This is a genomic window from Bradyrhizobium sp. 164, assembly GCF_023073715.1.
In the GTDB taxonomy this organism is placed as follows: Bacteria; Pseudomonadota; Alphaproteobacteria; order Rhizobiales; family Xanthobacteraceae; genus Bradyrhizobium.
This window is the reverse complement of the sequence record NZ_JADPKA010000006.1, coordinates 173,265-194,387: the sequence shown is the minus strand read 5'-3', so window position 1 is coordinate 194,387 and position 21,123 is coordinate 173,265. Positions and strand designations below refer to the sequence as shown.

The following is a 21,123-nucleotide window of genomic DNA, read 5'->3' as shown; positions in this document are numbered from 1 at the left end:
CAGCGCTTTCATGTCATGAATTCATTGAATTATATGGGACGGGGGCCGCTTTCGACAACCCGGGCAAAGACCAGCACGTCGACCTGGGCGGCCTTGGCGCGCAGCAGGGCCCGCGCGCAGGCATCCAGCGAGGCACCCGATGTCAGGACATCGTCGACCAGGACGATGCGACGGCCCTGAATCTCGGCTTGGCGGTCGGGGGATACCTGGAACGCGCCCTGCACATTGGTGGCGCGCTGGGCCCGCGACAGGCCGATCTGCTGCTCGGTGGCGCGCACCCGCCGCAACACTTCGCCCCGGACCTCGACCCCGCTCCGACGCGCGATGATGCGCGCCAGCGCGCCGGACTGGTTGTAGCGGCGCCGCCAGGCCCGCCGCCAATGCAGGGGGACGGGAATCAGCATGTCGGCGCCAGAGAGCAGCTCTGCGCCGGCGCGCGTCATCCAGCGGCCCATGGCGGGCGCCAAATCAGTGCGGTCCTGGTATTTCAGCGCATGGACCAGCGTGCGCGCAACATCGTCATAGCGCACCGCCGCGCGTGCCCGCATGTAAGCCGGTGGGTTCGCGATCGCCTCCATCGACAGCATGTCGGGACCGGGGTCATACACAAAGGGAATACCGAGCCGCGGGCAATAGGGCCGTTCAATGAACGACAGTCGCGCCCAGCAGGAAGCGCAAACGCCCTCGCCGTCGACCGGCTCGTGGCAGGACACGCACTGCGTCGGCAGTGCGATGTCGAGGGCGAGCCGTGCCGCGCGCGACAGCACCTGACAGCCAGTCGTCCACGCGGCACGCAGTGGTGCGGCGATGGATCGGGAGGGAGCGGTTTTGGCTTCCATTAGGGAAGGCTAGCGTTCCACGATCATCTGCTCAAGCCACCCTCTCGTGCCGCGGACGCAGCGCTCTTGCAGTGCGCTGCCGAGCCGGGGCCCAGAAGAGCCGCATGCGCAGCAGCGTGGGTCCCGGCTCTGCGGAGCGCCAATTCGTGCCGCACCGCGTTCGGGACACGAGACCGATTGCAATAGCCAGCATGATCGGCGTAACCAGCGGCATGGCCCAAATTCCGCAAACCCCGCCCGCTTTGTTCGACCGCGCCTTGCTGCATGCACGGCAGCAACGCGCACTTGCGCAAGGCCCGGTCACCTTCCTGCTCGATCGCGTGGCCGAGGATATGTCCGACCGGTTGGCCGCGGTGACGCGGGAATTTCATGCGGCGGTGGATCTATGGACACCCGGCGAGGGTCTCACGACGTTGCGGTCGTGCCTACGTTCGACCGAGCGGATTGCGTCGGGTGCGGCCGGCGAGGAGAAGCTGCTCTTCGAACCGGAGAGCCGCGACCTCATCATCTCGGCGCTGGCGCTGCAATTCGTCAACGACCTGCCGGGTGTGCTCGCGCAAATTCGTCGCGCCCTGAGGCCGGACGGGTTGCTGCTCGCCGCCATGATCGGCGGCGACAGCCTGACCGAGCTGCGTCAGGCGTTTGCGGCCGCCGAAGCCGAATGCGAAGGCGGCGTGTCGCCGCGCGTCGCGCCGTTCGCGGACTTGCGCGACATCGGCGCGCTGTTACAGCGCGCGGGCTTTGCGCTGCCGGTCACCGACGTCGACCGTGTGGTGGCACGCTATGGCAATGCGTTTGCTTTGATGCAGGATCTTCGCCGCATGGGTGCGGCCAATGTGCTGATCGAGCGTCGGCGCGTGCCGAGCCGTCGCACGACGCTGCTGCGGATGGCCGAGATCTATGCCGAACGCTTCGCCGATGCCGACGGCCGCGTCCGTGCGACGTTCGATATCATCTGGCTCTCCGGCTGGGCCCCGCATGCGAGCCAGCAGCAGCCGCTCAAGCCCGGCTCGGCCAAGGCGAGCCTCGCCGAGGCGGTGAAGAAGGCGAGAGAAATATAGGCTGTCTCTCCCGTCATGGCCGTGCTCGACACGGCCATCAACGTCATTCAGCTCGGCACGAAGATCGTGGATGCCTGAGACAGCTAGGCATGAGGCTGAGAGCGTGATGGCTCCCCGAGCTCACATCAGCAAGTCGATCAAATGCGGGATCAACGGGATGTCGGCGGGCGGCATCGGGTAATCGCGCAGTTTGTTGGCGCGGACCCAGGCCAGAGCCTGGCCTTCGCGCGCCGTAACCTGCCCCTCCCAGCGGCGGCAGATGTAGAGCGGCATCAACAGGTGAAAGGTCTCGTAGCCGTAGCTCGCAAAGGTCAGTGGGGCCAGGCACGGCTCGGCGACCGTGATGCCGAGCTCCTCGTGGAGCTCGCGAATCAGGCTCTGCTCGGGCCGCTCGCCGGGCTCGAGCTTGCCGCCCGGGAATTCCCAAAGGCCGGCCAGCGCCTTACCCTCGGGGCGTTGCGCGATCAGGACGCGCTTGTCGGCGTCGACCAGCGCGCAGGCCACCACCAGTGTGAGTTTGAGATCGGCCATGCCCATGTCGTTTGCTGAAGGATCGCTCGCAACGGTTCGTTAACCCCGCGTGGGGCCGCGTTCTCCGGCCTCCATAAGTCATATTTAATCGACGGTTCCTAGAGTGGAAACGCTGAAACCATTCCGGGTCCCGCTCCATGCGCGCTGCCATTGGCATCATCATCCGCCGATTCGTCCACGACCGGCGCGGCAATATCGCGGTGATCTTCGCACTCTGCTGCGTGCCGCTGATCACGGTGGTCGGCTGTGCGGTCGACTACTCTCGTGCGACGCAGATCCGCTCCAAGCTTCAGGGCGCGGCCGATGCGGCCAGCGTCGGCTCGGTGGCCAAGTCCTCGCCGGCCTTTGCCGCCGCGGGCACGATGACCTCGGACGGCCCGATTTCCGTCGGCGTTACCGATGCCCAGAACATTTTTGATGCCAACCGCGCCAACCTGACCGGCTACACGCTCAAGAACATCACGCCGACGGTGGTCAAGAGCGGCTCGACCGTCAAGTCCACGGTCTCATTCAGCGCCGAGCTGAACACCATGTTTCTCGGCGTGATCGGCAAGACCGCGCTGACCGTGAGCGGCACGTCGACCGCGACGGCCAGCATGCCGCTCTATATCGACTTCTACCTGCTACTCGACAACTCGCCTTCGATGGGCGTCGGCGCGACGCCCGGCGACGTGCAGACGATGGTCAACAACACGTCGGACAAGTGCGCGTTCGCCTGCCACGATCTCAAGGACAAGAACAATTATTACGACCTTGCCAGGAAGCTCGGCGTGACCACCCGGATCGACGTGCTTCGGAGTGCCACGCAGTCGCTGATGGACACGGCGAGCGCAACCGAAACCTATTCAAACCAGTTCAGGATGGCGATCTATGATTTCGGCGGCTCCGCAAGCACGCTCGGTCTGCGCAATCTGTTCTCGCTGTCGGCGTCGCTCTCCAGCGCGAAGTCGGCGGCCGGCAAGATCGACTTGATGTCGGTGAACGGTCAGAACGAGAACGGCGATCAGGACACGGCATTCACCGCGATATTTCCTGCGATCGACAAGGAGATCAGTTCACCCGGCCCCGGCACGTCATCCAGCCCGCTCAAATATCTGTTCTTCGTATCCGACGGGGTCGCTGACGAGAGCAACACCGCCTGCCTGAAGCCGCTCTCAGGCAGCACACGATGCCAGTCGCCGCTCGACCCGTTGCTGTGCAAGGCCATGAGGGATCGCGGGGTCAAGGTTGCGGTCTTGTACACGACGTATCTCGCGCTGCCCACCAACAGCTGGTACATGAAATGGATCAATCCATTTAATGCTGGCCCCTATGGGCCGTCGCCGAACAGCGAGATCGCGCAGAACATGCAGAGCTGCGCCTCGCCGGGCCTGTATTTCGAGGTCAGCCCGACGCAAGGCATCTCCGAAGCGATGAATGCGTTGTTCAAGAAGGCGGTCGCCGACGCGCGGATCTCCGGGTGAGATGAAGCAGACCTCCATCGCCGTCATCGTGAGACGGCCGCTTCTTCAGCGGCCCTCGCAGGGGAACGGCGGCCCAGTTCTCCCCGTGCGGCGGTAGCGCGGCCGTTCATCCGTCGAGGGAAGGCGTGCATCGCTGCGCGCTGCGCGCCTCGCACCTCAATGACGGAAGATTCAGGACCTGTAGTCGCCGTTGATCGCGACATATTCCTTGGTGAGGTCGCAGGTCATGACGCGGTCGCGGCCCTTGCCAAGGCCGAGCGAGACCTTGATCGCGATCTCCGGTGCCTTCATCGCCTCCGAGACCTGCGCTTCGTCATAGGACGGATCGCGCGCGCCGCTCTTGGCGACGCGAATGCCGTTGAAGGAGATCGAGAGCTTGTCGCGATCGGCCGGCTCGCCGGCCTTGCCGACCGCCATCACCACGCGGCCCCAGTTGGCGTCCTCGCCGGCGATCGCGGTCTTGACCAGCGGTGAGTTGGCGATCGACATCGCGATCTTGCGCGCCGAGGCCTTGGTCTTGGCGCCCTCGACGGTGATCTCGACCAGCTTGCGTGCGCCTTCGCCGTCGCGGGCCACCTGCTCGGACAGATTGGCGAGCACCTGGTTGAATGCCTTGACGAAGGCCTTCAGCCTGGGATCGCTGGCCCGGTCGATCTTCGGCGCACCATGTTTCGCGGCGGCGCCGGTCGCGAAGGCGAGCAGCGTGTCCGAGGTCGAGGTGTCGCCGTCGATCGTCACTGCATTGAAGGTGTCCTCGACGCCGCTCTTGAGCAGGGCTTGCAGCGCGGCGGGCGCGATCGGCGCGTCCGTGAAGATGAAGGACAGCATGGTCGCCATGTCGGGAGCGATCATGCCGGCGCCCTTGGCCATGCCGTTGATGGTGACCTTGGCCTTGCCGAGCTTGACGGTCGCGGTCGCGACCTTCGGGAAGGTGTCGGTGGTCATGATCGCCTTGGCCGCGGCGAGATAATCGTCCGGCTCGGCGGTCTCGGCGAGGCGGCCGAGCACGCCATCGAACTTGGTCGCGTCCAGTGGCTCGCCGATCACGCCGGTCGAGGCGAGAAAAATCTCGCTCTCGCTACACCCAACGGCCTTCGCCGCGATCTTCGCGGTCAGCGCGGTGGAGGCGCGGCCGGTTTTGCCGGTGAAGGCATTGGCGTTGCCGGAGTTGACGACCAGAGCGCGAGCCTTGCCGCCCTTCAATTTGGCGCGGCACCATTCGACCGGCGCGGAGGGGCATTTCGACCTGGTGAAGACTCCGGCCACGGCCGTGCCCTTGTCCATCACCGCCAGCAGCACGTCGGTGCGGTTCTTGTAGCGGATGCCGGCCTCGGCGGTCGCAAGACGGACGCCTGCGATCACGGGCATGTCGGGAACGGTTTTTGGGGCGAGCGGGGAGACGGTCGAAGACATCGCGGGGGGCGCCTTGGTGGGGTCTGACATGCAGATGGCCGGGCGATGCCCGGCCATTGCGATGCTTAGATACTCTTGGCGTCAGCGAAGTGACAGCAAATTCTTACTTCTTCGCCGGCGGCGCCATCTTGCTGTCAGACGGCTTGGCGTCCGACTTGGCGGCGTCCGCTGCCGGCTGGTCCAGCCGCTCGACCTTGGCCTCGGCACGCAGCTTGGCGACGTAATCGGCCTGGGCCTTGCGGGTGACGTAGTTCTCGATCTGGGTTTTCACCTGCTCGAAGTCCGGCGCCTTGCGGTTGCGCTTTTCCTCGACCTTGATGATGTGCCAGCCGAACTGCGACTTCACGGGGTCGGAGATCTTGCCCGGCTCGAGCGCGAAGGCGACGGCCGAGAATTCCGGCACCATCTGCTCCTTGGTGAAGAAGCCGAGGTCGCCGCCGTCGGCAGAGCCCGGGTCCTTGGATTTCTTCTTGGCAAGCTCGGCGAAATCAGCGCCCTTGTCGAGCTCGGCCTTCACCGCCTTGGCCTCGTCCTCGGTTTCGACCAGGATGTGGCGGGCGCGCACCTCCTGCTCACCGGTGATCTGCTTGGAGGCCTCGTCATAGACCTTCTTCATGGCGTCGGGGGTGGTGGCGGCCTTGCCCTCGCCCGCGAGCAGGCTGTCCATCAGGAGGCGGTTGCGGGCGAATGCCAGGCGCTTCTTGAACTCCTCGCTGTCGGCGACCTTCTTGTCTTCGGCAGCCTTGCTGACGATCTTCATGTCGATCAGGAAGGACAGGACGTTCTCGTCCTTGGTCGCCGGGTCCATCTGGGCCAGGCTGGGTCCGAGTTCTTCCTCGGCCATGGCGACGTCGCTCTTCTTGATTTCCGCGCCATTGACCTTCGCCAGCACCGGATCGTCGGCGGCGCGGAGCGGCCCGGCGCACGCCAGGGACAGCGCCAAAGCGAGGCAGCCGGCCAGGGCGGACGCATGGCGGAAACGCTGGCCGGTGGTTACCGGGAACGAGGTGGTCATGGAAAATCCTTATGTTGAAGCAGGGGGGCTGCTCGAGCGGGGCGGACACTCGCCCAATTCAGGGGGGCTTGGCAACGCGAAAAGTCTGTCAAAATGATGAATTAGCCGCAATGCGGCCGCCGTTGACAAGGCTAGGGGCCGGCCATATCTCTGGCCGGTCGCGTCCATGGCGATAGCGTTTATTTTGCTGCGTTTTTGGCCGTTGAACCCAGACTTGCTCAATTCCCACCCATATGGCGGACCACCCCGCAGTCCGGGCTGAAGGCGCCATCGGCGTCACGGTGAGTTGATAGGCAGGCGGGTGACAACTTCTTGGCTGCAACGCGGTTAAATCGCGAACACAGGAACTAAGCATGATCGGCGCGCTCGCCCGCAAGTTTTTCGGCTCCGCCAACGACCGGCGGGTGAAGGGATATCAGTCCCGCGTCAACGCGATCAACGCGCTGGAGCCCGAAGTCTCGAAACTTTCTGACGAAGCGCTCAAGGCCCGCACCGCCGAGTTCAAGAAGCAGCTCGCCGAGGGCAAGACGCTCGACGACCTCCTGGTGCCCGCCTTCGCCACAGTACGCGAGGCGGCCAAGCGTACGCTCGGCCAGCGCCATTTCGACGTCCAGCTAATCGGCGGCATGGTGCTGCACGAGGGCGACATCGCCGAGATGAAGACCGGCGAAGGCAAGACGCTGGTGGCGACGCTCGCGGTCTACCTCAACGCGCTCGCCGGCAAGGGCGTCCACGTCGTCACCGTCAACGATTATCTCGCCCGCCGCGACTCCGGCTGGATGGGTCAGATCTACGGCTTCCTCGGCATGACCACCGGCGTGATCGTGCACGGCCTCGACGATGCCGAACGCAAGGCGGCCTATGCCTGCGACATCACCTATGGCACCAACAACGAATATGGCTTCGATTATCTGCGCGACAACATGAAGTACCGGCTCGAGGACATGGTCCAGCGGCCGCACTTCTTCGCCATCGTCGACGAGGTCGACTCCATCCTGATCGACGAAGCGCGCACGCCGCTGATCATCTCCGGCCCGCTCGACGACCGCTCCGACTTCTACAACACCATCGATTCGTTCCTGCCCAAGCTCGACAAGACCGATTACGACGTCGACGAGAAGCAGCGCACAGTGACGCTCACCGAAGCCGGCATGGAGAAGATCGAGACCTTGCTGCGCGACGCCGGCCAGCTCAAGGGCGAGTCGCTCTACGACGTCGAGAACGTCTCGGTCGTGCACCACATCAACCAGGCGCTGCGCGCCCATACGCTGTTCACGCGCGACAAGGACTACATCGTCCGCGACAACGAGGTCGTCATCATCGACGAGTTCACCGGCCGCATGATGCCGGGCCGCCGCTATTCGGAAGGCCTGCATCAGGCGTTGGAGGCCAAGGAGCACGTCCAGGTCCAGCCTGAGAACCAGACGCTGGCCTCGATCACCTTCCAGAACTATTTCCGCATGTACGAGAAGCTCGCGGGCATGACCGGCACGGCCGCGACCGAAGCGGACGAATTGTTCGACATCTACAAGCTCGAGGTCGTGGAGATCCCGACCAACCTGCCGGTCGCGCGCCTCGACGAGGACGACGAGGTCTACCGCACCCAGCAGGAAAAATACGGCGCGATCCTCGCCGAGATCGAGCGTGCCAATTCGCGGCTCCAGCCGGTGCTCGTCGGCACCGCCTCGATCGAAAAGTCGGAAGTGCTCGCCGAATTCCTCAAGAAGAACGGCTACAAGCAGATCGATTTCGGCAAGGAGAACGCGCTCGACAAGCTCTATGCTGCGGCCCGCGCCGGCAAGCCGGCAAAGCTGTTCGCGGTGCTGAACGCGCGCTTCCACGAGCAGGAAGCCTATATCGTCGCCGAAGCGGGTGTGCCCGGTGCGATCACCATCGCGACCAACATGGCCGGCCGCGGCACCGACATCAAGCTCGGCGGCTCGCTCGAGATGCGCATCCAGCAGGAGACCGCAGGCATCGAGGACGAGGCCGAGAAAGCCAAGAAGATCGATCAGATCAAGGCCGACATCGCGCACTTCCGCGATCTCGTGCTGAAGGCCGAGGAGACCATCGAGATCGAGCCGGCGAAGGGGAGCAAGCCGGCCAAGACCGTGAAGAAGCCGGGCGGCCTTTATATCATCGGCTCGGAGCGGCACGAATCCCGCCGCATTGACAACCAGCTCCGCGGCCGTTCCGGTCGTCAGGGTGACCCCGGCCGCTCGAAATTCTTCCTGTCGCTCGAAGACGATCTGATGCGCATCTTCGGCTCGGACCGTCTCGACAGCATGCTCCAGCGTCTCGGCTTGCAAGAGGGCGAGGCCATCATCCATCCCTGGATCAACAAGGCGTTGGAGAAGGCGCAGCAGAAGGTCGAGGCGCGCAACTTCGACATCCGCAAGAACCTGCTCAAGTTCGACAACGTCCAGAATGACCAGCGCAAGGTGATCTTCGATCAGCGCGTCGAGCTGATGAAGGACGAGAGCGTTGTCGAAACCGTCACCGACATGCGCCACGCTTTCATCGACGATCTCGTCGCCAAGCACGTGCCCGAGCATGCCTATGCCGAGCAGTGGGACGTGGCGGGCCTGAAGGACGAGCTGAAGCGCGTGCTCGATCTCGACCTGCCGGTCGACGAATGGGCCAAGGAAGAGGGAATCGCCGACGAGGAGTTGCTGACCCGCATTGAGACCAAAGCCGACGAGCACATGGCGGCCAAGGTCGCGCAATGGGGGCCCGACGTGATGCGTTACGTCGAAAAGACCATTCTGTTGCAGACGCTCGACCATCTCTGGCGCGAGCACCTGATCATGCTCGACCATCTGCGCCAGGTCATCGGTCTGCGCGGTTACGGCCAGCGCGATCCCTTGCAGGAGTACAAGACTGAGGCCTTCAATCTCTTCCAGGAGATGAGCGCACATTTGCGCGAGGCCGTCACCGCGCAGCTGATGCGCGTCGAGATCGTCCCGCCGGAGCAGGAAGCCCCGCTGCTGCCGCCGATGGAGGCGCACAAGTTCGACCCGAACACCGGCGAAGACGAAATGGCGATCGCCAGCGTCTCGCTGGGAGCGCAGGCCACTGATGCCGCCCTTCGCGATCCCAAGAATCCGGCAAGCTGGGGCAAGATCGGCCGCAACGAGGACTGCCCGTGCGGCTCGGGCAAGAAGTACAAGCACTGCCACGGCAGGTACGCGTAAGGCTTGAATGTATTAGTGGGGCGCAACACCGGCGCCTCATTCTCGACTGTCGTCGCCCGACTGATCGGGCGATCCATTACGCCGCGGCTTCTCGGCTCAATCGCGACCGTCTCCGGAATACTGGATCGCCTGTTGCAGTGCGCAAGTGCGCACAAGGCGGGCGATGACAGTTGAGCGTGACGCGCCCAGCTCTCACCCCACCGTCGTCCTGGCGAAGCCAATTACCCAGGGGAAGTCGCGGCGCGACGCAGGCAACCGCCAGTCTTCGCCAAGTAAATGCGGTGGTAATGGGCCCTGGATCGGCCCTCCGCCCCGGACAACGCTGCGCGTTGCCAAGAACTTCGCTTGTCAAGGACGACGTGCTTTAAGAAGCCGAACTTAATCAGCCCTCAATTCGAGCTGTCGATCAAGCTCTCCAGCAGCCGCTTGAGCTCACTCGTCGATTTGTCGCCGTAGCTCTCCAGGATGTGCTCCTCCTGGTCCACCGCAAGCGAGTTGAGCTTCTTGCTCAGCACCTTGCCGCGGTCGGAGATGAACATCAGCACCTTGCGGCGGTCGTTCGGATCCTGCACGCGGTAGACCAACGTGTCCGAGACCATGCGGTCGATCATCTTGGTCAATGTCGGATGGTTGAGCAGCACGGCATCGGCGAGTTCGCCCATCGAATGGCCGTTGCCATCCGACAGCACTTTCAGGATGCGCCATTGCTCGACCGGCACGCCCTCCTTGCTCAACCGCAGCTCGAGCTGGCGGTTGATCTCCCGGTTGGCTTGCGCGAGCAGATAGGCGAGGTGATCGGTGATCGGTGAGTTTTCTTTCGAGGATTTTGCCACGGCTAAGACTTCGTCTTGACCCAAATGAGTGAATGTCTTGCAATCAATGCCGCATCTATATGCACTTCAATTGTTGAATATTCAATATTTTCAAAATAGGATCATTGCCCAACAAAAGGGCGGAAGCCGCGGCCGCCTGCTCAATGTGCTTTCAAGTCTGGTCCCAGACAGGAGTTGGCGTGCGCGCGACGGTGAACTTCCCGGCTCACGGCGGCCCGGCGTTGCCGCCGTCCTTGCTGTTCAGGAATCTGTCGTCATCGGCGGCTGATGGTGTCTTGTCGCCCAGGGATCACGCCTTCTTCAAGCGGCGCCGCGCGAACAAGCTGCGGATCGGCGGCTTCATCTGCTGCACCGGCTCGCCTGGAGTCTGGGGCCCCTGTGCGACCAACAGCGCCAAGCTCGCGGTTGCCGAGATCAACAAGCGCGGCGGCATCCTCGGGCGCGAAATCGAGCTTTCCATTTACGACGCTGGCGGACCGCTCGACGAGGTGCTGAACCGCGCCGAGCAGGCGATCGCGTTCGACGAGGTCGACCTCATCGTCGGGCTGCACACCAGCGCGGTCCGTGTCGGCTTGCGCGACGTCACCACGCGTCATCGCATCCCCTACATCTATACGCCGGTCTATGAAGGCGGTGAGTGCACGCCGGGCGTGATGGCGATCGGTGAGACGCCGCGCTGGCAGAGCCGGCCCTCGATCCACTGGCTCGCCGAGGTCAAGAACGCGTCGCGCTGGTACCTGATCGGCAGCGACTATGTCTGGCCCTGGCAGTCGCATCGCGCCGTGAAGAATTACATCAACGAAACCGGCGGCCTTGTCGTCGGCGAGGAGTTCGTTCCCCTCGGCGAGGATAATCACCAGCCTCATCTGGCGCGCATCCGCGCCGCGAGGCCGGATGTCGTGCTGATCTCGCTGATCGGCACCGACAGCATCACCTTCAACCGTGCCTTCGGCGAATGCGGGCTTGCCGCGACGACGCTGCGGCTGGCCGGCGCGATGGACGAGACGGTCCTGCTCGGCATCGGCGCCGACAACAGCGAGAACATGTTCTGCGCCTCCGGCTATTTCCCGGGCATCGGCTCGCGGAGCAACGACGACTTCCAGATCCGCTATCGCGCGATGTTCGGACCAAACGCTCCGCCGATCGGCTCGCTCGGCCAGTCCAGTTACGAAGGCCTGCGTTTCCTCGAAGCCGTCGCGAACAAGGCAGGTTCGTTGTCCATGGCTCCGATGCTCGCGGCGGGGCGCAACATCGTTTATGGCGGCGCGCGCGGGCCGGTCACCGTTCGCAACGGTCACGCCCGGATGCAGATGTATCTCGCCGAGGCTGACGGTCTCGATTTCAAGCTGATCAAGCCGGTCTAAAACGAGATTGTCGAGGGTGCTGGCGGATTTTCGAAATAATACTTGAAAAGGAAAATATTTCTGTCTGTAATATCGACGCGATGCCGATTTGGTCCCGCGCTGTGCAGGCGCGGGACCAGGCGGCTTCCGTCCACGCCAGGGATCAAGAAGCCTTTGAGGAGAGCGCCGTGACAGTTGTTCTTCCCACGCCAGCCCAACTTCGCAGCGTCGCCGAGCAGTGCGGCCTTTCGCTGACCGACGACGACGTCGCCTCGTTCCGCGGCCTGATGCAGGGCTCGATCGAAGCCTACAATCTCGTCGCCGCGATGCCGGACGAGGTGCCGGAGGTGAAATACCCGCGCACGCCGGGCTACCGGCCCTCGGCCGAAGAGAACCCGCGCAATGCCTGGTATCGCAAGTCGACCGTAAAGGGCGCCGCCAGCGGCAAGCTCAAGGGCAAGACCGTCGCGCTGAAGGACAACATCATGCTGGCCGGCGTTCCCATGACCAACGGGTCGTCCACGCTGGAAGGCTATGTGCCCGATTTCGACGCCACGATCGTCACGCGCATGCTGGATACCGGCGCCGAGATCAAGGGCAAGGTGCATTGCGAGCACTTCTGCCTGTCTGGCGGCAGCCACACCGGCTCGTACGGGCCAGTGCATAATCCGCACAAGATGGGCTACTCGGCCGGCGGCTCGTCGTCAGGCTCTGGCGTCGTGGTTGCGCTCGGCGAGGTCGACATGGCGATCGGCGGCGATCAGGGCGGCTCGATCCGCATGCCGTCCTCGTTCTGCGGCATCTACGGCATGAAGCCGACCTGGGGCCTCGTGCCCTATACCGGGATCATGCCGATCGAGATCTACATCGATCATACCGGGCCGATGACTGCGACGGTCGCCGACAACGCGCTGCTGCTCGAAGTGCTCGCCGGCGACGACGGCTACGATCCGCGCATCAAGGCGCCGAAGGTCGAGGAATACACCAAGGCGCTCGGCCAGGGCGTCAAAGGGATGAAGATCGGCATCGTCAAGGAAGGCTTTGAGCAGCCGGCCGCAGAGGCGGCGGTCAATGAAAGCGTGCGCGAGGCGGCAAAACGCTTCAAGGATCTTGGAGCCAGCGTCGAGACGGTATCGATCCCGATGCACCTCCTGGGCGGCGCGATCTGGACCCCGATCGGCACCGAAGGCCTGACCCAGACCATGATGTTCGGCGACGGCTACGGCCTCAGCCGCGGCGATCTCTATTCGACCTCCCTGATGGATTTTCACCGCGGCTGGCGCCGGCAGGCCGACTCGCTGTCCGAGACCACGAAGTTGTTCATGATGCTCGGCACCTACATCAACAACAATTTCGGCCCACGCTTCTACGGCAAGGCGCTCAACATCTCCCGCCGGCTCACCGCGGCCTATGACAAGGCCTTCAGCGACTACGATCTGCTGTTGATGCCAACCACGCCGATGAAGGCGACCAAGCTGCCGGAGCCCAATGCCAGCCGCGAGGAATACGTAGCCCGCGCGCTCGAGATGATCTCCAACACCGCGCCCTTCGACATCACCCATCATCCCGCGATGTCGCTGCCCTGCGGCATGGTCGACGGCCTGCCCGTCGGCCTGATGCTGGTCGGCCGCATGTTCGAGGAATCCACGATCTACCGCGCCGCCCATGCCTTCGAGCAGATCGGCGACTGGAAAAAAATGTGAGCGAGGCTTCGATGCAGGCGAACGGAAACGCAACGCATGGCTAACGCGTTCGTCGCGGCGTTCGAGATCCTGAGCTTTGGCGCGATCATCGTCCTTATCGTGCTGGGGCTCGGGATCATCGCCAGCATGATGGGCATCTTCAACTTCGCGCAAGGCGAGTTCGTCCTGCTCGGGGCTTACATCACCTATCTCGCCTACGCCAAGGGGCTGCCGATCTGGGCCGGCATGGCTGCGGCGCCTTTCGTGGTCGGCGCGCTCGGCTTCGTGCTGGAGGCGCTGATCATCCGCCGCTTCTATGCCGCGCCCATCGTCGCCATGCTCGGCACCTATGCGCTCGGTCTCATCATCCGGGAATCCGTGCGCGGACTGATCGGCGGCTTCTACCTCACCGTGCCGGAGCCGATCGGCGGCTCGCTCGACATTGGCGCCATGCACATCTCGGCCTGGCGTTTCACCATCATCGTGATCACGCTCCTGGTGATGGGCGGTTGCTATCTGCTGCTGTCGCGCACGAGCTTTGGCCTGCGCGTGCGGGCCACGCTGGAGAATCCGTCGCTGGCACGCGCGTCGGGCATTTCCACGCCGCTGATCTACGGCGCCACGTTTGCGTTCGGCGCAGCGCTTGCCGGCCTTGCCGGTGCGCTGATCGTGCCGGTGTTCAGCCTGTTTGCCGATCTCGGCCTGCGCTTTCTGATCCAGGGTTTTGTCGCGGTCATGGTCGGCGGCGTCGGCTCCTTCATCGGACCGGTCGCAGGCGCGGGCGTCATCGGCACGCTCAGCGCGGCGCTGCCGTGGGTGATGGCGCCCGTCGTCGCCGACGTGCTGGTCTTCGTGCTCGCCATTGTCTTCATCAAATTCCGTCCGCAGGGCCTCATCGCAGGAAAAGGGGTTTAGTCACATGTTCGATCGCACTCAGCTCTCACGGCGCCGCTTTCTCTCCAATTTTGCTTTTGCCTCCGGTGCGGTCGCAACCGGCGTCGGCAGCTGGGTGATTCCGGCTCCCTGGGCCAATGCGGCCGAAGCCCCGATCAAGGTCGGCATCGCCACCGACCTCACGGGCCCGATCGCCTATGCCGGCAATGCCGATGCCAATGTCGCCAAGATGGTGATCAAGGAGATCAATGCCGCCGGCGGCCTGCTCGGCCGGCCGCTCGAGCTCTATATCGAGGACACCGCTTCCAACGAATCCGTCGCCGTCGGCAACGTCCGCAAGCTGATCCAGCGCGACAAGGTCGACATGGTCTTGGGCGGCATCACCTCCTCGATGCGCAACGCGATCAAGGATCCGATCGTGGCACGCGGCAAGACGCTCTACATCTATCCGCAGCTCTATGAAGGCAAGGAATGCACGCCCTACCTGTTCTGCACCGGGCCGACGCCGGCGCAGCAATGTGACGAGTTCATCCCCTGGCTGATCAAGAACGGCGGCAAGAAGTTCGCGCTGCCGAGCGCCAATTATGTCTGGCCGCACACGCTCAACGTCTATGCACGCAAGGTGATCGAGGCGAACGGCGGCGAGGTCGTGTTCGAGGAATACTATCCGCTCGACCAGGTCGATTTCTCCGCGACCGTCAACCGCATCATCTCCAACAAGGTCGACGTCGTCTTCAACACTGTCATTCCGCCTGGCGTCGGGCCGTTCTTCAAGCAGCTCTATGAAGCCGGATTCCTCAAAAACGGCGGGCGCCTGGCCTGCGTCTACTATGATGAGAACACGCTTAACATCAATCAGGCCGCCGAGATCGAGGGGCTCGCAAGCTGCCTCGACTATTTCAAGGTGTTGACCAAGGAGAGCCCCTTCGACGCAAAGATCCAGGCGGCCTACGAGAAGGATTTCCCGGGCAACTTCCTGTTCGCCGCCGGCAGCGCCGCCACCGGCACCTATCGCGGCCTGAAGCTGTGGGAAGCAGCGGTCAAGGAGGCCGGCAAGGTCGACCGCGAGTCCGTCGCCGGCGCGCTCGACCATGCCAAGATCGCTGAAGGCCCCGGCGGACCTGCCGAGATGGTGCCGGGCAAGCGGCACTGCAAGATGAAGATGTATACCGCGGTGGCCAAGAGCGGCAATTATGAGATCGTTGCTCGTAGCGACGGGCTTGTCGATCCCAAGGAATGCTGAGGCGGAATGGGAAGCCGATGAGCGGGGTAAGAGAGGCCATCGCCGGCGACGAAGCGGACGACGCGATGGCTGAACGCGTGGCAGCGGGACGGGCCAGGAAACAAACCGGGGCAGGACGAAAAGTCCTGCCGATCGTGGAGGGCGTCGTGCTGGTCGCGGCACTGCTCGCGCCGCTGGTGCTCCAGGACTACCTCACCGTGTTCGCGACGCGCGTGATCATCCTCGCGCTGTTCGCGCTGTCGTTCGACCTCGTCTGGGGTTATGCCGGGATCATGAGCTTCGGTCAGGCCCTGTTCTTCGGATCGGCCGGCTATGGCGTCGCGCTGCTCGCGCGCGACCTCGATATCACCAACATGTTTCTGGTGCTGCCGGCGGGCACGCTGATCGGCCTGACCTTCGCGCTGCTGCTCGGCGGCTTTCTGTTGCTGGGGCGGCATCCCTCCAGCGTGATCTTCGTGTCGCTGGGCACGCTGACGGGCTCCTACGCGGCCGACCGCCTGGCGCGCGGCTGGTACTATCTCGGCGGTCAGAACGGCATCCCCTCGATCGCGCCAATGTCGCTTGGTTCATACGAACTCTCGGAAGGGCCGGCCTTCTATTATCTCGTGCTCGGCATCCTCGTCGTGGTCTACCTGCTCTGCCGCTTCCTGGTGCGCTCGCAGTTTGGCCTTGCGCTGGCAGGCCTGCGCGAGAACGAGCAACGCATCGCCTTCTTCGGCTACAAGGCGCAGCATCTCAAAGCCATCGTCTTCACCATCGGCGGCGCCATCGCCGGGCTGGCCGGCAGCCTCTATGCCTTCCATGAAGGCTTCGTCTGGCCCAACATGGTCGGTGTCGTGGTCTCGACCCAGGTGGTGCTCTACGTGCTGTTCGGCGGCTCCGGCACGCTGATCGGCGCCGTCATCGGCGCCGTCATCGTCGAAGGCGTCAGCTTCTGGCTGTCGGACAATTACCGCGACATCTGGCCAATCATTCTGGGCTTGTTGCTGCTGCTCGTGATCCTGTTCCGGCCGCTCGGCTTGATCAGCTTTGTCCTCGGCGAGCGTGAACGCGTCGGCAGCTTCGGTGCCAAACCCAAGGAGAAGCGCAATGCCGCTCCTTGAAGCCTCCGGCATCAGCAAAGTCTTTGGCAAGCTCACCGCGCTCGATGGCGCGGCGCTCAGCGTCGGCGAAAACGAGTTTCACGGGCTGATAGGACCGAACGGCTCCGGCAAGAGCACGCTGATGAAGTGCGTCGCCGGGGCCGAAGTGCCGACGCAGGGCAAGGTGAGCTTCGTCAACACTGACATCACCGCTCTCACGCCGACCGAGCGCGCCCGCGCCGGCATGAGCCTGAAATTCCAGATCACGTCCGTGCTGCCGTCGCTGACCCTGTACGACAACATCCTGCTTGCGCTGCAGGCGCAGTCTTCGTTGTTCGATCTCGTATTCTCGCGCACGCGCAGGCTGCTGCACGACCAGGTCATGACCATGCTGACGCAGTTTCGTCTGGCGAACCGCGCCTTCGATGCGGCCGCCGCGCTGTCGCATGGCCAGCAGCAATGGCTGGAGATCGCGATGGCGCTGGCGGGCAAGCCAAAACTCCTGCTGCTGGACGAGCCAACCGGCGGCATGAGCCTCGAGGAGCGCCGCGTCACCGGCGAACTGCTCGAGCCGATCAAGCAGCATTGCTCGCTCGTCATCGTCGAGCACGACCTCGATTTCATCCGCGACATCTGCGATCGCCTCACCGTGCTCGACCAGGGCAGGGTGCTGGCATCAGGCACGGTGTCCGAGATCCAGGCCAACAAAGCCGTCCAGGAGATTTATCTGCGCCGTGCCTGAATTTTTGGACATCAAGCATCTCGATGCTGGCTATGGCCGCAGCCAGGTGCTGTTCGGCGTCAGCCTCGGCATCCCCTGGCGCGGCGGCGTCGCCGTGCTCGGCCGCAACGGCGCTGGCAAGACCACGCTGATGAAGACCATCGTCGGCGAGCTGCCGGCCTGGAAGGGCGAGGTCGCCTTCGACGGCCGCGACATCAGCCGCCGCGCCACCCAGGAGCGCGTGCGCGCCGGCATCGGCTATGTCCCGCAGGAGCATTCGGTGTTCGCGCGCCTGTCGGTGCGGGACAATCTCGCCGTCGGCTCGCTCGCGAACAAGGACGCCAGTGCGGTCGACCGCGTGCTGACCATCTTCCCGAAACTTGGCCAGCGCCTCGACCAGCCCGCCGGCACGCTCTCTGGCGGTGAACGCAAGATGCTTGCGATCGGCCGTGCCATGCTGGGCGATCCCAAGCTGTTGCTGCTCGACGAGCCGACCGAGGGCGTCTGGATCGGCGTGATCGAGGAGATCACCGAGCGCCTGATCGAACTCGCGAAGACAATCGCCGTCATTATCGTCGAGCAGCACCTCGACTTGGCGCTGCGCGTCGCCGACTACGCTTACGTGCTGGATCGCGGCAGGGTCGCGCTGCAAGGCGAGGCGGCGGAGGTGAGGGGCAATCCGGAGCTGATGCGGTATCTGGCTCCGTAGGCTCTCGCCGGAGCGTGGCGCTCTCACCCTTCGCGGCGAATGACAGCATTGGTCTGGGATGGACCTTGGATTGCGCGAAGCGCCGCCCTACTTCACCGCCCCAAAGCGGCTGTCGAACGAGCTCGACTGCACCACCGGCGCGGCGCCGGCCATCTGTCCGCTGTCAGCCGCCCCATCCGACACTGACGGCTTCAACGCCGGGCGGGTTGCGGCGAGGCGGGTATCGGGCTGCTTGGCCGGCTTGGCGGCTACGATTGCCTTCGGCGCTTCCTTCGCCGCATCCTTGGACTTGTCATGCCCCGGCACGAAGCGGGTCACTGCGGCCTTCAGCCTCGACGCGGCCGTGGGCGGGGTCGTCGTGGTCGGCGCCACGGACGCCGTGGCTTGCGGCGCAGGCGTGGTCGCCGTGGTGTCGGCGGTACCCAGGCCCATCTTGCGGCCGAGGTTGGAGAAGAAGCCGCCTTGTGACTTTTCTTGTGATTTCTCGCTCGGAGCGGCCGAGGCGACGCGGGTGCTGGTCGCGGGCGCGCTGCTAGCTGTGAGCGGCTCGTCCTGCGGCGCAGGCGCGGACGCGGCCGCATCGAGGTTCGGCTTGGGCGGGTTGACGTGGCCCGGAATCGTGCCGGGCGCCTTGGCCATGGCCAGCATCTGGAGCGTGGTGCCTTCGGCGCCCTCCGACAGGCCGGTCGAGCCTTCCGGAATCTTCGCCGCGAAAATCTTGTTCATGCCGCCGTCAATGCCGGTGTTCATCCGTGCCACCGGCGTACCCTTGGCGACGAGCTTTGCGTATTCGGCCTCGTCCTTCGCCTGCTTCTCACGCACGGCGCGAGCGATGTCTTCGGGGATCACATAGGCCGGGCATTTTGCCGAGGCGTCGAACACCGGGTCGCGCTTGGCGTCCGCCGGCTTGGCTGCATCGAATACGTACTTCTTCTCGCAGAAATCGACCTTCGGCTCCTGCCGCGTCACCTCGAAATGATCATAGCCCTCCTTGATCATCTTCCAGAACGGCATGTTCGGATTGTTCCGGTGCTTGGCCATGTTCACCGGCGTCATCTTGAAGGGATAGGCCTGGAGCTGGAACGCCTTCTGGCCGCCGAAAAAGGATTCGCGCCCTAGCGAATAGATCTCGGCGATCTGCTCGTCGGTCATGGCGTAACAGCCGCGCGAAGAACAATCGCCATGCACCATCAGCTGCGAGCCGGTGCGCCCGAGCGCCTTGTCGAACGCGTTCGGGTAACCGGTATTGAAGGACAGGTAATAGGCCGATTGCGGATTCATCTGGCTCGGATTGATCGAGTAGAATCCTTCCGGCGCCTGGCGGTCGCCTTCGCGCACCTTGGGGCCGAGATCGCCCGACCAGCGGCAGATCGGATAGGTCTTGAGCAGCGCGAACTGGCCGCTTCGGGTCTGCTTCCAGACTTCGAGCTCGGCCTCCTGCTTGAACAGGCGGACCAGGATCGGCGATTGCAGATCCATGTCCTTCTCGGTCATCGCGGCGAGCAGCTTTGGCGGCACCGGCTGGTTGGCCTTGGCGTTGGTCGCGAGCGAGACCTGGTCGGTGTCGCAGCCGGTCAGCAGAACGCCGGCCGTCATCAGCGCAACCGAAGCCAAGAGCGCCCGAGCAAGCGAACGAGAAATCAAGATGGACCCCACACCGTGCCGGGCAGAAAGCGCGACCCCAATCGTTTGGAGCATGATCTGACCGGCGAACCAGACCCGTCGTGACGGGCTTTTCAGACCACGCCCCAGCGCTTATGCCCTGAAGCCATTGATTAAAATTCTAACCTCTGGGTCATGTGGTCGCAACCCGAGCGGGGATCACGAGCCCGTTGGCCCAGTGGCATGGTCAACGAAGACTAAATGGACGCGACTTTGGGCCTTACTTGGGCCTTTCGGCCGGATTGGAACAGAGATCGCCGATTTGGGCAAAAAAAGGGTTAACGCGGGGTTACCAGCGGGCCACCAAGGGGTCTCGCGCCCCGATGCAGCGCAGCGCTCCTTCAGCGGTGCGCTTGTTCGGGCCGAATCAGCCCAGTTTCCGGCCGATATCGAGGAATTTCTGCCGCCGCTGCTTGCGGATGGCGTCGCCGTCGAGGCCCCGGAGCTCGTCGAAAGCCTTGGCGATGGCATCGCCGGTGGTGGCGATCATGGCGGCGGGATCGCGGTGGGCGCCGCCGACCGGCTCCTTCAAAATGCTGTCGATCACGCCGAAGCGGAGCATGTCCTGGGCGGTGATTTTCATGTTGTTGGCGGCTTCCTGCGCCTTGGTGCCGTCGCGCCACAGGATCGAGGAGGCGGCTTCCGGCGAGATCACACTGTAGATCGCGTGCTCCAGCATCAACACCTTGTTGGCGGTGGTGATGGCGATGGCGCCGCCCGACATGCCCTCGCCGGTGATGATGGCGACGTTCGGCACGGTCAGCGCCAGGCAGGCATCCGTCGAGCGCGCGATCGCCTCGGCTTGTCCCCGCTCTTCGGCGCCGATGCCGGGATAGGCGCCGGCGGAATCGGCGAGCGACAGCACCGGCAGACCGAACCGCTCGGCCATCTCCATCAGCCGCACGCATTTGCGATAGCCTTCGGGCCGCGCCATGCCGAAATTGTGCCGGATGCGGCTCTCGGTGGAATCGCCTTTTTCCTGGCCCATCACGCAGATCGGCTCGCCGCGGAAGCGGCCGAAGCCGGCGACCAGCGCCTCGTCCTCGCCGAATTTGCGGTCGCCGGCCAGCGGCGTGAACTCGGTGATCAGGCCCTTGATGAAGTCGTTGAAATGCGGCCGCTGCGGGTGCCGCGCCACCAGCGTCTTCTGCCACGGCGTCAGGTTCGCATAGAGGTCGGCCAGCGCTTGCGAAGCCTTGTCCTCGATCCGCCCGATCTCCTCGGCGATGTCGGTGCCGGAAGCTGCGAGCGTGCGCAACTCGTCGACCTTGGAGTCGAGCTCGGCGACGGGCTTTTCGAAGTCGAGATAGCTGCGCATCTGGTCTGGCATCAACTCAATATAGGCGGACGGGGCTGGAGAAGCGAAGCGAGGTTGCGGTCGCGAAAAGAACTGCAGCTTCTTCAATGGCTTGGCTTGTGTGCTCGTGAGCCGCAAGCC

Annotated in this window: 17 protein-coding genes; 10 read left to right on the top strand and 7 right to left on the bottom strand. The window is 64.0% G+C overall.

Translation table 11 applies throughout. The annotated features are described in order from the left end of the window. Positions 1 to 29 precede the first annotated feature (29 nt). The gene (locus IVB01_RS02635) at positions 30 to 839 is read right to left on the bottom strand and encodes a ComF family protein (protein WP_247450041.1); all 810 of its coding nucleotides are present in this window, start codon (positions 837 to 839) and stop codon (positions 30 to 32) included. A gap of 191 nt (positions 840 to 1,030) precedes the next feature. Here IVB01_RS02635 and IVB01_RS02630 point away from each other — a divergent pair, with 191 nt between their 5' ends. Further along, complete coding sequence (locus IVB01_RS02630) at positions 1,031 to 1,900, top strand: methyltransferase domain-containing protein (protein ID WP_247276438.1); 870 nt, start codon at positions 1,031 to 1,033, stop codon at positions 1,898 to 1,900. A gap of 120 nt (positions 1,901 to 2,020) precedes the next feature. Here IVB01_RS02630 and mutT read toward each other — a convergent pair whose 3' ends face one another. Further along, positions 2,021 to 2,431: an 8-oxo-dGTP diphosphatase MutT gene (gene mutT, locus IVB01_RS02625; protein WP_247276276.1), complete on the bottom strand. Its 411-nt coding sequence runs from the start codon at positions 2,429 to 2,431 to the stop codon at positions 2,021 to 2,023. 137 nt (positions 2,432 to 2,568) lie between these two features. On the opposite strand from mutT, the gene IVB01_RS02620 reads away from it, so the two are divergent. Continuing rightward, positions 2,569 to 3,894, top strand: a complete 1,326-nt coding sequence (locus IVB01_RS02620) for a TadE/TadG family type IV pilus assembly protein (RefSeq protein WP_247417004.1) — start codon at positions 2,569 to 2,571, stop codon at positions 3,892 to 3,894. A gap of 171 nt (positions 3,895 to 4,065) precedes the next feature. Here IVB01_RS02620 and argJ read toward each other — a convergent pair whose 3' ends face one another. Next, a complete protein-coding gene (gene argJ / locus IVB01_RS02615; RefSeq protein WP_247276439.1) occupies positions 4,066 to 5,307 on the bottom strand; it encodes a bifunctional glutamate N-acetyltransferase/amino-acid acetyltransferase ArgJ in 1,242 nt (413 codons plus the stop codon). 103 nt (positions 5,308 to 5,410) lie between these two features. Next, the gene (locus IVB01_RS02610; RefSeq protein ID WP_247276278.1) at positions 5,411 to 6,322 is read right to left on the bottom strand and encodes a peptidylprolyl isomerase; all 912 of its coding nucleotides are present in this window, start codon (positions 6,320 to 6,322) and stop codon (positions 5,411 to 5,413) included. A gap of 353 nt (positions 6,323 to 6,675) precedes the next feature. On the opposite strand from IVB01_RS02610, the gene secA reads away from it, so the two are divergent. Further along, a complete protein-coding gene (gene secA / locus IVB01_RS02605) occupies positions 6,676 to 9,516 on the top strand; it encodes a preprotein translocase subunit SecA (RefSeq protein ID WP_247276279.1) in 2,841 nt (946 codons plus the stop codon). A gap of 389 nt (positions 9,517 to 9,905) precedes the next feature. Here secA and IVB01_RS02600 read toward each other — a convergent pair whose 3' ends face one another. Further along, positions 9,906 to 10,349 (bottom strand): MarR family transcriptional regulator, encoded by a 444-nt coding sequence (locus tag IVB01_RS02600; RefSeq protein WP_247276280.1) that lies wholly within the window; start codon positions 10,347 to 10,349, stop codon positions 9,906 to 9,908. 179 nt (positions 10,350 to 10,528) lie between these two features. On the opposite strand from IVB01_RS02600, the gene IVB01_RS02595 reads away from it, so the two are divergent. The 7 genes from IVB01_RS02595 (at position 10,529) to IVB01_RS02565 (ending at position 18,023) form a co-directional block, all read left to right on the top strand. Beyond that, a complete protein-coding gene (locus IVB01_RS02595; protein WP_247276281.1) occupies positions 10,529 to 11,713 on the top strand; it encodes a substrate-binding domain-containing protein in 1,185 nt (394 codons plus the stop codon). A gap of 167 nt (positions 11,714 to 11,880) precedes the next feature. After that, on the top strand, positions 11,881 to 13,395 hold the full coding sequence (locus IVB01_RS02590) for an amidase (RefSeq protein WP_247276282.1): 1,515 nt from the start codon (positions 11,881 to 11,883) through the stop codon (positions 13,393 to 13,395). Between the two features lie 36 nt (positions 13,396 to 13,431). Then, positions 13,432 to 14,289 (top strand): branched-chain amino acid ABC transporter permease, encoded by an 858-nt coding sequence (locus tag IVB01_RS02585; RefSeq protein ID WP_247276283.1) that lies wholly within the window; start codon positions 13,432 to 13,434, stop codon positions 14,287 to 14,289. A gap of 4 nt (positions 14,290 to 14,293) precedes the next feature. Further along, positions 14,294 to 15,511, top strand: coding sequence for a substrate-binding protein (locus tag IVB01_RS02580; RefSeq protein WP_247276284.1), 1,218 nt, complete (start codon positions 14,294 to 14,296; stop codon positions 15,509 to 15,511). A gap of 17 nt (positions 15,512 to 15,528) precedes the next feature. Further along, a complete protein-coding gene (locus tag IVB01_RS02575) occupies positions 15,529 to 16,614 on the top strand; it encodes a branched-chain amino acid ABC transporter permease (protein WP_247276285.1) in 1,086 nt (361 codons plus the stop codon). Beyond that, on the top strand, positions 16,601 to 17,335 hold the full coding sequence (locus IVB01_RS02570; protein WP_247276286.1) for an ABC transporter ATP-binding protein: 735 nt from the start codon (positions 16,601 to 16,603) through the stop codon (positions 17,333 to 17,335). Before IVB01_RS02575 ends, IVB01_RS02570 begins: the two co-directional genes overlap by 14 nt. After that, a complete protein-coding gene (locus IVB01_RS02565) occupies positions 17,328 to 18,023 on the top strand; it encodes an ABC transporter ATP-binding protein (RefSeq protein WP_247276287.1) in 696 nt (231 codons plus the stop codon). Before IVB01_RS02570 ends, IVB01_RS02565 begins: the two co-directional genes overlap by 8 nt. A gap of 87 nt (positions 18,024 to 18,110) precedes the next feature. Here IVB01_RS02565 and IVB01_RS02560 read toward each other — a convergent pair whose 3' ends face one another. Beyond that, positions 18,111 to 19,619, bottom strand: coding sequence for a murein L,D-transpeptidase family protein (locus IVB01_RS02560; protein WP_247276288.1), 1,509 nt, complete (start codon positions 19,617 to 19,619; stop codon positions 18,111 to 18,113). A gap of 433 nt (positions 19,620 to 20,052) precedes the next feature. After that, positions 20,053 to 21,015, bottom strand: coding sequence for an acetyl-CoA carboxylase carboxyltransferase subunit alpha (locus IVB01_RS02555; protein WP_247276289.1), 963 nt, complete (start codon positions 21,013 to 21,015; stop codon positions 20,053 to 20,055). Positions 21,016 to 21,123: the final 108 nt, after the last annotated feature.